This is a genomic window from Mumia sp. ZJ430 (assembly GCF_011751845.1).
Taxonomy (GTDB): Bacteria; Actinomycetota; Actinomycetes; order Propionibacteriales; family Nocardioidaceae; genus Mumia.
Window position 1 is genome coordinate 420,971 of record NZ_JAAHFK010000004.1, and the last position, 11,966, is coordinate 432,936.

General features: G+C 70.4%; 14 protein-coding genes. 12 read left to right on the forward strand and 2 right to left on the reverse strand.

From position 1 onward, the window contains the following. The first annotated feature begins 66 nt into the window (after positions 1 to 66). Complete coding sequence (locus tag HCT63_RS18230) at positions 67 to 429, forward strand: hypothetical protein (RefSeq protein ID WP_167008215.1); 363 nt, start codon at positions 67 to 69, stop codon at positions 427 to 429. Between the two features lie 15 nt (positions 430 to 444). On the opposite strand, the gene HCT63_RS18235 is transcribed toward HCT63_RS18230, so the two are convergent. Continuing rightward, a complete protein-coding gene (locus tag HCT63_RS18235) occupies positions 445 to 1,959 on the reverse strand; it encodes a leucyl aminopeptidase (RefSeq protein ID WP_167008217.1) in 1,515 nt (504 codons plus the stop codon). Between the two features lie 38 nt (positions 1,960 to 1,997). On the opposite strand from HCT63_RS18235, the gene gcvT reads away from it, so the two are divergent. Together gcvT and HCT63_RS18245 are read left to right on the forward strand one after the other, a co-directional pair. After that, positions 1,998 to 3,089, forward strand: a complete 1,092-nt coding sequence (gcvT, locus tag HCT63_RS18240) for a glycine cleavage system aminomethyltransferase GcvT (protein ID WP_167008220.1) — start codon at positions 1,998 to 2,000, stop codon at positions 3,087 to 3,089. Positions 3,090 to 3,145: 56 nt separating this feature from the next. Beyond that, entirely contained in the window at positions 3,146 to 3,346 is a 201-nt protein-coding gene (locus tag HCT63_RS18245) for a hypothetical protein (RefSeq protein ID WP_167008222.1), read from the forward strand. 8 nt (positions 3,347 to 3,354) lie between these two features. Here the strand turns inward: HCT63_RS18245 and HCT63_RS18250 are convergent, their stop codons facing one another. Continuing rightward, positions 3,355 to 3,930: a DUF3043 domain-containing protein gene (locus tag HCT63_RS18250; RefSeq protein ID WP_167008224.1), complete on the reverse strand. Its 576-nt coding sequence runs from the start codon at positions 3,928 to 3,930 to the stop codon at positions 3,355 to 3,357. Between the two features lie 163 nt (positions 3,931 to 4,093). Here HCT63_RS18250 and HCT63_RS18255 point away from each other — a divergent pair, with 163 nt between their 5' ends. From HCT63_RS18255 to coxB, 9 genes are all read left to right on the forward strand, one after another. Continuing rightward, on the forward strand, positions 4,094 to 4,858 hold the full coding sequence (locus tag HCT63_RS18255) for a PspA/IM30 family protein (protein WP_208322510.1): 765 nt from the start codon (positions 4,094 to 4,096) through the stop codon (positions 4,856 to 4,858). After that, the gene (locus HCT63_RS18260; RefSeq protein ID WP_139088294.1) at positions 4,855 to 5,133 is read left to right on the forward strand and encodes a hypothetical protein; all 279 of its coding nucleotides are present in this window, start codon (positions 4,855 to 4,857) and stop codon (positions 5,131 to 5,133) included. The genes HCT63_RS18255 and HCT63_RS18260 overlap by 4 nt, the downstream gene beginning before the upstream one ends. Positions 5,134 to 5,271: 138 nt before the next feature. Next, on the forward strand, positions 5,272 to 6,171 hold the full coding sequence (gene htpX, locus HCT63_RS18265) for a zinc metalloprotease HtpX (protein ID WP_167008226.1): 900 nt from the start codon (positions 5,272 to 5,274) through the stop codon (positions 6,169 to 6,171). A 7-nt stretch (positions 6,172 to 6,178) separates the two neighbouring features. Beyond that, the gene (locus tag HCT63_RS18270; protein WP_167008228.1) at positions 6,179 to 6,763 is read left to right on the forward strand and encodes a hypothetical protein; all 585 of its coding nucleotides are present in this window, start codon (positions 6,179 to 6,181) and stop codon (positions 6,761 to 6,763) included. A 63-nt stretch (positions 6,764 to 6,826) separates the two neighbouring features. Further along, positions 6,827 to 8,101, forward strand: coding sequence for an aminotransferase class I/II-fold pyridoxal phosphate-dependent enzyme (locus HCT63_RS18275; RefSeq protein ID WP_167008231.1), 1,275 nt, complete (start codon positions 6,827 to 6,829; stop codon positions 8,099 to 8,101). A 4-nt stretch (positions 8,102 to 8,105) separates the two neighbouring features. Further along, entirely contained in the window at positions 8,106 to 9,221 is a 1,116-nt protein-coding gene (locus HCT63_RS18280; protein ID WP_167008234.1) for a glycerate kinase, read from the forward strand. Between the two features lie 180 nt (positions 9,222 to 9,401). Continuing rightward, the gene (gene erpA, locus HCT63_RS18285; RefSeq protein WP_167008237.1) at positions 9,402 to 9,761 is read left to right on the forward strand and encodes an iron-sulfur cluster insertion protein ErpA; all 360 of its coding nucleotides are present in this window, start codon (positions 9,402 to 9,404) and stop codon (positions 9,759 to 9,761) included. Positions 9,762 to 9,891: 130 nt separating this feature from the next. Continuing rightward, on the forward strand, positions 9,892 to 10,872 hold the full coding sequence (locus HCT63_RS18290; RefSeq protein WP_167008240.1) for a carbohydrate kinase family protein: 981 nt from the start codon (positions 9,892 to 9,894) through the stop codon (positions 10,870 to 10,872). Between the two features lie 132 nt (positions 10,873 to 11,004). After that, positions 11,005 to 11,910 carry a cytochrome c oxidase subunit II gene (gene coxB, locus HCT63_RS18295; protein ID WP_243843110.1) on the forward strand — a complete coding sequence of 302 codons (906 nt, stop codon included), beginning with the start codon at positions 11,005 to 11,007 and terminating at the stop codon, positions 11,908 to 11,910. The last annotated feature ends 56 nt before the right edge of the window (positions 11,911 to 11,966 follow it).

The following is an 11,966-nucleotide window of genomic DNA, read 5'->3' on the forward strand; positions in this document are numbered from 1 at the left end:
GGTACGGCAGACTGGAGGTAAGAGCACGCCGCAGCAGCGCCGTCCCGACCCGCAGGAGCACACCCGATGGGCCTCTTCCGCCGCAAGAAGCAGAGCCGTACCGGCGGTGGCGCCGTGGTGTCCGACAGGGCTGCCGACGCGACCGATCGCGCGCACCTCGAGAAGTTCATCGCGTCAAGGGCGGGAGTCGAGGGGTTCGTCGAGCCGCCGACCGCGGTCTCGCAGGTCACGCTGCTGCTGGTCTCCAAGGACGGTGAGTGGACGCGGCGTCGCGTCCCCTCGGCCGCATGGGCCCACGACTTCGGCAACAAGCACCAGGTGCCGACGTACGACGCTGCCGTCGTCGGCTATCCGCAGCGCATGCGTGAGTACAACCGCCGGGTCGCCGCCCAGCGCAAGCGCCGCGACCGCGAGGCCTCCGACGGCTGACCCGGCGGGTCGCACTCAGTCGATCTTCTTGGCGAGGCTCTCTGCCAGGCCGACGAGGGTACGGACGCTGGCGCCTGTGCCGCCCTTCGGCACCTCGTCGTACGCGCCCGCGTCGTTGAACGCCGGGCCCGCGATGTCGAGGTGTGCCCACGTTGTCTCGCCGACGAACTGCTGAAGGAACGCCGCGGCGAACAGCGCGCCGCCGGCCGGCTTCGGGTTGTGCTGGCGGAGGTCGGCGATGTCGGAGCTCTTGACGCGGCTCTTCACCTCGTCAGTGATCGGGAGCGGCCAGAAGGCCTCGCCGACCGACTCGCCGATCTCGACGACCTGACCACGCAGCGCGTCGTCGTTGCCGAGGACACCGGCGGTGCGCTCGCCGAGCGCGACGATGCACGCCCCGGTGAGGGTCGCGACATCGACGAGGACGTCCGGCTCGGCCTCGTTCGCGAGGACGAGCGCGTCGGCGAGGACGAGCCGGCCCTCGGCGTCGGTGTTGTGCACCTCGACCGTCGTCCCGCCTCGGATCTCCAGCACGTCACCGGGGCGCAGCGCGGAGCCGCTGGGCATGTTCTCGGCCATCGGCGCGACGCACGTGACACGGACCGGCAGCTCGAGCGCGGCGATGGCGAGCGTCGCCGCGATCACCGAAGCGGCTCCGGCCATGTCGCACTTCATCGTCATCATGCTCGCGCCGGGCTTGAGGCTGAGGCCGCCGGAGTCGAACGTGATGCCCTTGCCGACCAGCGCCAGGTGGGCGGCGGGATTCTTGGGCTTGTACGTGAGCTGGACGACCCGTGGCGGGTGGGTCGAGCCCTGACCGACGCCGAGGACGCCTCCGCAGCTCTCCTTGGCCAGACGTGCCTCGTCCCAGACGGTGACCTTGACCCCGGGAACGTCCTTGGCCGCCTCGGTGACCGCGTCGGCGAACGCGGCGGGCGTGAGGTCGCCCGGCCCGGTGTTGACCCAGTCGCGCGTCAGGTTGACGGACGCGGCCGTGGTGACGCCGGCGTCGAGCGCGGCGATCGCGTCGGCGTCGCGTGACAGGCGGGTCAGGATCACGATCGCGTTGGGGCGGTCGGCCGCCTCCTCGCGGTCTTCGTCCCGTGTCCGGTAGCGGTCGAACCGGTATCCGCCCAGCAGCGCCCCCTCGGCGATCGCCCGTACGGCATCGGCGTCCGCGGTCGGCAGCGCGAAGGTCACGGTCGAGGCGTTGTGGACTGCCTTGACCGCCTTCGCGGCGGCCTTGCGCAGGACGGTCGATGTGGGGTCGTCCCCGAGCCCGACGGCGATCACCGTCGCGGCCTTGATCACGCCGGCGGTCGGGATCACTGCCAGGTCGCCGGTCTTGCCGCGGAATCCGAGCGCGGTCAGCGTCGGCTTGAAGGACCGGCCGAAGGCGAGCCCCACCGAGTCTGCGGGTGCGACCGCCTTGAGGTCTGGGCCGACTCCGATGACGATCACGTCCGCGCGGGTCGAGGCGGGGGAGGCGGAGCTGAGGGTGAACGAGGGCTCTGCATGCTTCGAGGCCATGCCCGCCACCCTACCGAGGGTCGGGATAGGTTCTGGGCATGACGCTTGCCCAGTCGCCCCTGCACCGCCGCCACCTCGATCTCGGAGCGAAGCTCGCGGAGTTCGGAGGGTGGGAGATGCCGCTGGAGTACGTGGGCGGGGGAGTCCTCGCTGAGCACAAGGCCGTACGGGAGGCCGTGGGCGTGTTCGACGTCAGCCACCTCGGCAAGGTCACCGTGCAGGGTTCCGGTGCCGTCGACTACCTCGACGGGTGCTTCACGAACGCGCTAGGGCGGATCGGTGCGGGGCAGGCGCAGTACACGCTGTGCTGCGACGACGACGGGGGTGTCGTCGACGACCTCATCGTCTACCGGCGCGCAGACGACGACGTGCTGCTGATCCCGAACGCCGCGAACACGGCCGAGGTCGTGCGCCGCCTCCGCGAGGGTGCGCCCGAGGGCCTGACGATCACCGATCGGCACCACGACTTCGCCGTCCTCGCCGTCCAGGGACCGCGCAGCGACGAGACGCTGGCCGCGATCGGACTCCCCGTCTCGCACGACTACATGTCGTACGCGGAGGCCGAGCTCGGCGGCGAGGCGGTCACGGTCTGCCGTACGGGCTACACCGGCGAGCGCGGGTACGAGCTCGTGGTCCCCGCCGCAGCCGCGCTTGCCGCCTGGGACGCGATCATGGCTGCCGGCGAGGCGTACGACATCCGTGCGTGCGGGCTCGGCGCCCGCGACACCCTCCGTACGGAGATGGGATATCCGCTGCACGGGCAGGACCTCTCGCGCGACATCTCGCCCGTGATGGGCCGAGTCGGGTGGGCCGTGGGCTGGGACAAGCCGCAGTACTGGGGCCGCGACGCGCTGCTCGCGCAGCGGGCGGCCGGCGAGGTGCCGCTGCTGCGGGGGCTGGTCGCCGCCGGGCGTGGCATCGCCCGACCCGGGATGGCCGTCGCGGCGGGCGGTGCCGAGATCGGCCGCGTGACCTCGGGGACGTTCTCGCCGACCCTTCGCAAGGGTGTCGCGCTCGCGCTGCTCGACCGACGTGTCGCGGTGGGCGACGAGGTCACGGTCGACGTGCGCGGCCGTACGGAGACCTTCGTCGTGACCGCGCCCCCGTTCGTGGAGTCCTCGACCCGCTGAGCGACGTACCACCGCCCGTGCCGCGGCGCGGACGCCGTACGCCCTAGGCTGCGGGCATGGTGTGGACCTGGCGCTTCGAGACCGCTGACGGAACTCCCGTGACCCCGGAGGACGACGGCGGCACGTTCGCCAGCCGTGGCGACGCCGAGTCGTGGGTGGGTGAGGTCTACGCGGACCTGGCCGACCACGGGATCGACCAGGTCACGCTCTTCGAGGACGGCCGCCGGGTGTTCGGACCGATGTCACTCCACCCGTAGGGCGAGCCTCAGTACGACTCGCCGTGTGAGACCTGCGGCTTCGGCAGCCGCAGGCGACGGATCTGGGTGCTGCGCATGATCGCGTACGTGGTGAGCCCGCGCGTGCTCGCGTCGGGGAACTTCGCGGCGACCTCGCGCTTGACGCGGCGCACCAGGAGGAACGAGTCGACGATCGTGCCGAGGATGACCGTGACCCACAAGACGTAGATCGCGAGGATCGCCCACGGGGCGCGGACGAGGCTCACGAGCAAGATGATGACGAGGATCGGCATGAGGTACTCACCGACGTTGCGGCGCGAGTCGACGACGTTGCGGACGAGCCTGCGGACCGGCCCCTTGTCGCGCGGCGGCAGGTAGCGGTCGTCGCCGGTCGTCATCGCCTCGCGGATCTTGACGCGGTCCTTGGAACGGCGCTCCCGCTCGGCGCGAGCGGTGTCCTTGCGTGACGCGGGCGTCTTCAGCGCCGCCTTGCGGGCCGCCTCCGCCTCCTTGCGGGTGGGGGTCGGGCGTCCCTTGCCGTCCGGCTTCGGCTCGGGGGCGGGCTGCTCGTGGCTGGCGTCGTACTCGTTCTTGCGTCGGAACACTGGTGCCTCGGGTCGTCGGGATCGGGCCGCGGACGTCTGACGGCCAGGCCGTCGCGGCAGCGGGGGATGCCCCGAGACTACCTGTCGTCCTCCGGTGCCAGAAGGTCACCGCTGCCCGTAAGGTGGGGGGAACAGCGATCTTGTGAAGGGGACAGACTCCACGATGGGCATCATGAAGCGGATGGGCATGGTCTTCCGCAGCAAGGCCAACGCAGCGCTCGACAAGGCGGAGGATCCGCGCGAGACGCTCGACTACAGCTACCAGAAGCAGCTCGAGCTGCTTCAGAAGGTCCGTCGTGGGGTGGCCGACGTCGCGACCAGCCGCAAGCGGGTCGAGCTGCAGATCAACCAGCTGCAGCAGCAGTCGACCAAGCTCCAGGACCAGGCCAAGAAGGCGCTCGCCGCCAATCGCGAGGATCTCGCACGGGAGGCGCTGACCCGCCGCTCGGGTCTGGAGCAGCAGATCGCCGACCTCAACACCCAGCACGCGTCGCTGCAGGCGGAGGAGGAGAAGCTCACCCTCGCGTCCAAGAGGCTCCAGGCAAAGGTCGAGTCCTTCCGTACCCGCAAGGAGACGATCAAGGCGACCTACACCGCCGCGGAGGCGCAGACGCGCATCACCGAGGCCTTCTCCGGCATCTCCGAGGAGATGGGCGACGTCGGTCTCGCGGTGCAGCGTGCCGAGGACAAGACGGCGCAGATGCAGGCCCGTGCCGGAGCCGTCGACGAGCTGCTCGCCTCCGGTGCCCTCGACGACGTCACCGCCGGCCCGAACGACGACATCAGCCGCGAGCTGGACGCGCTCGCCTCGACGTCGAGCGTGGACGCCGAGCTCGAGGCGATGAAGCACCAGCTCGGCACCGGCGCTGAGAAGCCCGCACTCGGCGCCTCCGAGGCCACCGAGAAGAAGCAGGAGGGCCAGGCGTGATCGTCCGGATCATGTCCGAGGGCCAGTTCGAGGTCGCTGACGACGCGCTCGACCGCCTCAACGGACTCGACGACGCTGTCGAGGCGGCCGTGGCCGCACACGACGAGGAGGCGTTCGGCGACGCGCTGACCAACCTCCTCGATCTCGTCCGGCAGATCGGCAAGGAGGTGCCGGACGAGGAGCTCGTCGAGTCCGACCTCGTCCTGCCGCCCTCTGACGCCTCGCTCGCCGAGGTCGAGGACCTGCTCGGGGCTGACGGCTTCATTCCTGGCTGACGCTTCATTCCTGGCTGACGTCGCTGACACCCGTACGACGGACGTTCCCGCGGCAGCCCCGCGGGAACGTCCGAGGCGTGTCGTGCGTTGAAGCGTGACAGGCGGCCCTCTACCCCCGAGGGCCTTGAGAGAGGGAACATGTCGAGGACGAGATTCCGCAGCGATGCAGGTCTGACCCGCCGGATGGGCGCGGTCAGCCTGGGACTCGTGGCGCTCTACCTGGCGTTCGGCGCCGTGCTGATCACCGTGATGCCCAACGCCGCCCTGGCCGCGGTGATCGTGGTCGGGATGGCATGGGCCCAGTGGTACTTCTCGGACAAGCTCGCGCTCGCCTCGATGGGTGCGCGGGTCGTCACTCCTGAGCAGGCACCCGAGCTGCACGGCATGATCGACCGCCTCTGCGCGCTGGCCGACATGCCGAAGCCGGCCGTCGCCATCGCCGACACCGACCTTCCCAACGCCTTCGCGACGGGGCGCTCGCCGAGCCACTCGGCCATCTGCGTGACGACCGGCATCCTGCGGCGCCTCGACGCCGAGGAGTTGGAGGGGGTGCTGAGCCACGAGCTCGCCCACGTCGCCAACCGCGACGTCTCGGTGATGACCGTGGCGTCGTCGCTCGGTCTCCTCGCCGGGTTCCTGATCCGCTGGTTCCCGTTCATGGGCAACAGCCGCGACCGCAACAACAACACCGCACTGATGTTCCTCGTCGTCTGGATTGCCAGCCTCATCGCGTACTTCATCAGCTTCCTGCTGACGCGGGCCCTGTCGCGCTACCGCGAGCTGAGCGCGGACCGGTCGGGCGCCTACCTCACGGGCAAGCCCTCGGCTCTCGCGTCGGCACTGACCAAGATCACCGGTGACATGGGACGCATCCCGAGCAAGGATCTGCGCCAGGTCGAGAACATGAGCGCGTTCTTCTTCGCGACCCCGGCCTTCTCCCGCGACACGCTCGCCGGCCTGATGAGCTCCCACCCGCCCGTCGAGAAGCGCCTCGAGCAGCTCGCCCAGATCTCGGCCGACCTCGGCCGCCCCCTCTGAGGCCGCGATGGGCTTCTGGGACTCCTTGATGGGCCGCTCCAAGCCGGTCCAGGCCAACCTCGACGCGCTCTTCAGCCTTCCGTCGGCGGCGATCACCCTCGAGGCCGCGGCCGGCATCAAGCCGACCGGCATCGGGTCGGTCTGCTACCGCCAGACCGAGGGCGCCGCCTTCAGCACCATGCAGGCGGACGTGCAGGAGCTGCTCGACGCCGACGGCGGGCCGCAGGTCGAGCGGTCGGTCGACTCGTACGGGTTCACCTGGCTGGTCGTCCGCCACGACCCGGAGGACGTGGGCGGCCTCGTCACCGACCTCCACGCCGTCAACAGCACGCTCGTCGACAACGGGTTCGGCCCGCAGCTGCTCTGCTCGGTGGTCGACTTCACGACGAGCGACGGCCGGCCCGTCGGGCTGGTCTACCTCTTCAAGCGTGGGACGTTCTATCCGTTCGTCCCGGTCGCCGAGCCCCGGCGCGACAACGCCCTCGAGCTTCAGGTCCGCGGGATCGTCAGCGACGACCTCCCGGTCGAGAAGGACCTCGGCCGGTGGCTCGCCATCTGGGGCGCTCCCGGGCTCGGTGGAGGCAGTCGATAGATTCGACCGTGGCGCGTCTGAGACCGTCGACGCGCCGTTGACCACGTCTTGCGAGGACACCCCATGAGCATCGACACCCTTGATCGTGATGCGCTCGGCACCCTGCTGTCGACGCAGCGCGCGGCGTACGAAGAGCTGCGTTCGCGCGGCCTGTCGCTCGACATCACGCGGGGCAAGCCGTCGCCCGAGCAGCTGGATCTGTCGCAGGCGCTGCTCGCGCTGCCGGGTGAGGCCGACTACCGCGCGGCGGACGGCACCGACACGCGCAACTACGGCGGCCTCGACGGGCTCGTCGAGCTGCGCGAGATCTTTGCCGAGCTGCTCGGCATCCCCGTCGCGCAGCTGCTCGCGCAAGGCAGCTCGAGCCTGACGCTGATGCATGACACCCTCGTCTGGGCGCTGCTCCACGGCTTCGCCGAGTCGCCGCGCCCGTGGGCGGCTGAGGAGACGGTGCGCTTCCTGTGCCCGGTGCCCGGGTACGACCGTCACTTCGCGCTGCTGGAGTCGTTCGGCATCGAGATGATCCCCGTCGACATGGACGACGACGGCCCCGACGTCGACCAGGTCGCCGCGCTCGTCGCCGCTGACCCGACGATCAAAGGGATGTGGCTCGTCCCCACGTACGCCAACCCCACCGGTGGCGTCACGTCCCCCGAGGTCGCCGCACGCCTGATGGCGATGCCCGCGGCCGCGCCCGACTTCCGTATCTTCTGGGACAACGCGTACGCGGTCCACCACCTGAGCGACGACGAGGCCAAGACCGCCGACGTGCTGAGCCTCGCTGCTGCCGGTGGACACCCCGACCGGGTGCTCGTGTTCGCGTCGACCTCCAAGATCACGTTCGCCGGGGCAGGGGTGGCCTTCTTCGGCAGCTCGCCGGCAAACGTCTCGTGGTTCAAGAGCCACCTCAAGTTCGGCTCGATCGGTCCGGACAAGGTCAACCAGCTGCGTCACGTACGACTCTTCGGCGATGCCGATGGCGTGCGGGCGCTGATGCGCCAGCACCGTGCCCTGCTCGCGCCGAAGTTCGCGGCCGTCGAGGAGGTGCTCAGCGAGCGCCTCGGCTCGTACGACGTCGCGACCTGGACGCGCCCGTCCGGCGGCTACTTCGTGAGTCTCGACGTCGTCGACGGCACCGCCTCGCGCGTGGTCGAGCTCGCCAAGGGCGTGGGCGTGGCCCTGACCCCGGCCGGGGCGTCGTTCCCGTACGGCAAGGACCCGCGCGACCGCAACATCCGCATCGCGCCCTCGTTCCCGACCATCGACGACGTCCGGACTGCGATGGACGTCCTGGCGACGTGCGTGCTGCTGGCCGCCGCCGAGAAGGCCCTGGCCTGATCCCGTGCGGGTGCTCGTCGCTCCGGGCGCCTTCGCGGGCGCGCTGAGCGCGTCCGCGGCAGGGGAGGCCATCGCGTCAGGCTGGTACCGTACGGCGCCCGGTGACGTCCTCGACATCGTCCCGATGTCCGGCGCGGGGCGCGGCTTCGTCGACGCGCTGCACGCGTCGGTGGGCGGTGAGCGGACCGAGGTCGACGTGCGAGGCCCGTTGGGCGGCCCCGTACGCGGCCTGATGCTGCTCGCCGACGACGACGGCCGTCGTACGGCCTTCGTGGAGTCCGCGTCGGCGTGCGGTCCGCACGTCGCCGTCCGGCGAGCTCCTCTCGAGGCGACGAGCGCGGGTGTGGGTGACCTGATCGCGGCCGCGCTCGAGGCCGGCGCCCAGCGCATCGTCGTGGGCCTCGGCGACAGCGCGACGACGGACGGCGGCGCGGGCATGCTGAGCGCGCTCGGCGCCCGCGCAGATGTGCCTCTCGCGGCAGGCCCAGGGGGCTTGGCAGGCGTCTCCGCGGTCGATCTCGGCCCCGTACGGGAGCGGATCGGCCCGACCGAGCTGGTCGTCGCGACCGACGTCGGCAGCCCGCTGCTGGGGCTCTTCGGGGCCGTACGGTCGGACGGACCGGGCAAGGGCCTCGACGACGCAGCAGTCGCCCGTGTCGACACGATCCTCGACGCGTTCGTGGTCGCGGTCTGCGGGCCCGGCCCGGCGCAGCGGCGCGTCGCCGACGCCGCCGGAGCAGGCGCTGCCGGCGGTCTCGGGTTCGCCCTCCAGGTCCTGGGGGCCACGAGCGTGCCGGGCGTCGCGGCGGTGGCCGACCTAGTGGGCCTGCAGGCTGCGGCGCGGGCGACTGACGTGGTCCTCACCGGCGTGGACGCCTACGACGTGACCTCTCGCGAGGGCACCGTGGTCTACGGGGTCGCAGCCGTCGCAGGCGCGGCCCTGAGGCCGTGCGTGGTGTTGGCCGACCGCGTGGAGGTGGGGGCGAGGGAGCGCCGCGCGATGGGCGTCGAGGCGGCGTACGCGACGGCGGACCTGCTGGGGGAGCAGGCTGGTGACGACGCAGGGGAGAGGCTCGCCCGGCTGGCCGAGCGCATCGCGCGTACGTGGTCGCAGGTCTGACACCCAGCGGCCGTTCCCCGGACGAGCGGTCACGACTTCCGGGCACGGCGTACGCTGGTGGGAGCCCTGCGGCACTGCAGTACCTGCTGCGTATCGTGGTGTCGTACGGTGGGAATGAGACGACGTGGTGCCCTGTCCCTTCAACGGACGAGCCCCGCACCAGAGACTTCGGGAGAACACATGACCGTGCAGAGCACAGACGGCACCGAGACCATCAGCGGCGTCGAGATCACCGACGGCGCCGCCGCCAAGGTGAAGAGCCTCCTCGAGCAGGAGGGACGCGAGGACCTCGCGCTCCGTATCGCCGTGCAGCCGGGCGGCTGCTCTGGCCTGCGCTACCAGCTGTTCTTCGACGAGCGCACGCTCGACGGTGACGAGACCCGCGAGTTCGAGGGCGTCTCGGTCGTCGTCGACCGCATGAGCGTCCCCTACCTCCACGGCGCGACGATCGACTTCGTCGACACGATCGAGAAGCAGGGCTTCACGATCGACAACCCCAACGCGACCGGCTCGTGCGCGTGCGGTGACTCCTTCCACTGAGTTTCGCCGTACCGACCAGCACAGCCACTGACAACCGCGAGGGCCGCCCGGACCACCGGGCGGCCCTCGCGGCGTGCACGCAAGGGCGACTATCGTGGCCCCCGCACGCGTCCCGTTCCGAGGAGCTCCCTTGAAGATCGCCGTTTCCGGGTCCATCGCCAACGACCACCTGATGACGTTCACCGGGAAGTTCTCGGACTCCCTCGTCGTCGACCAGCTCGACAAGATCTCGTTGTCGTTCCTCGTCGACGACCTCGTCGTACGCCGCGGCGGGTGCGGTGCCAACATCGCGTTCGGGCTGGCTGCTCTCGGCGAGGACCCCGTCCTCATCGGCGCGGTCGGCGAGGACTTCGACGACTACCGCTCGTGGCTGGAGCGGCACGGCGTGGACTGCTCCGGCGTCCACGTCTCCGAGACCCGGCACACCGCCCGCTTCGTCTGCACGACCGACGCGGCGCAGGCCCAGATCGCAACCTTCTATGCCGGTGCCATGGCCGAGGCCCGTGAGATCGAGCTCAAGCCGATCCACGACCGTGTCGGCGGGTGGGACATCGTGCTCATCGGCCCCGACGACCCAGAGGGGATGGTCCGACACACCGAGGAGTGCCGGACGCGCGGCTACCGCTTCGCGGCCGACCCCTCGCAGCAGCTGGCGTTCGCCGACGGCGCGCTGATCCGTACTCTCATCGACGGCGCGACATACCTGTTCAGCAACGAGTACGAGGCCGCGCTGACCGAGAAGAAGACTGGCTGGAGCGCCGGCGAGATCCAGCAGCGCGTCGGCACCCGTGTCGTGACGCGCGGCGCTGACGGCGTGAGCGTGTACGAGGCCGACGGCACCGTGATCGACGTCCCCGCGATCGCCGGCATCAACGCCGTGGACCCGACCGGCGTGGGCGACGCCTTCCGTGCGGGCTTCCTGGCCGGCCTCGGCGTCGACCTCCCTCACGAGCAGTGCGCCCAGCTCGGCTGTGCGCTTGCCGCGAGCGTCGTGGAGACGACCGGCACGCAGGAGTACCGGCTCGAGCGTCACGCCCTGCTCGCCCGCATCAGGAGCGAGTACGGTGCCGCGGCGGCCGACATCGTAGACGAACGCCTCCCGTCGTTCTGAGGGGACCTCTGCCGGACGGGCGGAGCGCTCTGGAGTAGGGTGTTTTTGTTCGCAGTGAGGCGGTACACGTCGCGTCAGCGGCGCCGGGAAGCACACTGCGGTGTGAGTCGATACGAGCCAGAAAGGCGCCTGGTGGGTCTGGAACTCTTCGCGCGCGGTGAGCGAGCACAAGACGAGCGTCGACGGCCGGTCAGGTCGAAGGCGGTCGCGCTCGGTTTCGCCGTCGCAGCGATCGTGCTGCTGAGTGGTTGTTCGCCCGATTCCCCCAACCAGTGGGAGCGCTTGGCGCTTCCGCCGGGTGCGAGCGACCGTGTCGACTACATGTTCGTCCTGTGGGTGGGGGCGTGGATCGCGTGTGCCGTGGTGCTGGTGCTGGTGCTCGGGCTCATGTTCTGGGCGATGGTGCGTTATCGCCGCCGCCCGGGCAACGAGGTGCCCAACCAGCTGCGCTACCACCTGCCGCTCGAGGTGCTCTACACCGTCGCGCCGGTCATCGTGGTCGCGATCTTCTTCGCGCAGACGGTGAAGTCGCAGACCGAGATGCTCGAGGAGGTCGACGACCCGGAGCACCACATCACGGTCGTCGGCAGCAAGTGGCAGTTCACCTTCAACTACCTCGACGAAGAGGCGACGGGCGGCACGCCGGTCTTCGACTTCGGCGACACGGCCGACCCGACCGAGCTCTGGCTCGCGGTCGACGAGTCGGTCCGCTTCGACCTCGTCTCGCCGGACGTCATCCACTCATTCTGGATCCCGGAGTTCTACTTCAAGCGGGACATCGTCCCCGGCCGGGAGGGCTCGTTCGACCTCACCCCGACCCGCGAGGGTGTCTTCACCGGCCGCTGCGCCGAGCTGTGCGGCCTCTACCACACGCGCATGATCTTCAAGGTGCACATCGTCTCGCGTGACGAGTACGACGCTCACCTGCAGAAGCTCCAGGCCGCCGGCCAGATCGGTGAGCCTGAGGGCGGCGTCGAGGCCAACCAGATCGCCGGCCTTGCCGAGGCGCAGAACGCAGAGAACGGAGAGCACGAGTGACTGCGGTTGCCGAACCCCTGAGTGAGACCACGCAGCGTCGGCCTCTGGGCAGGCGC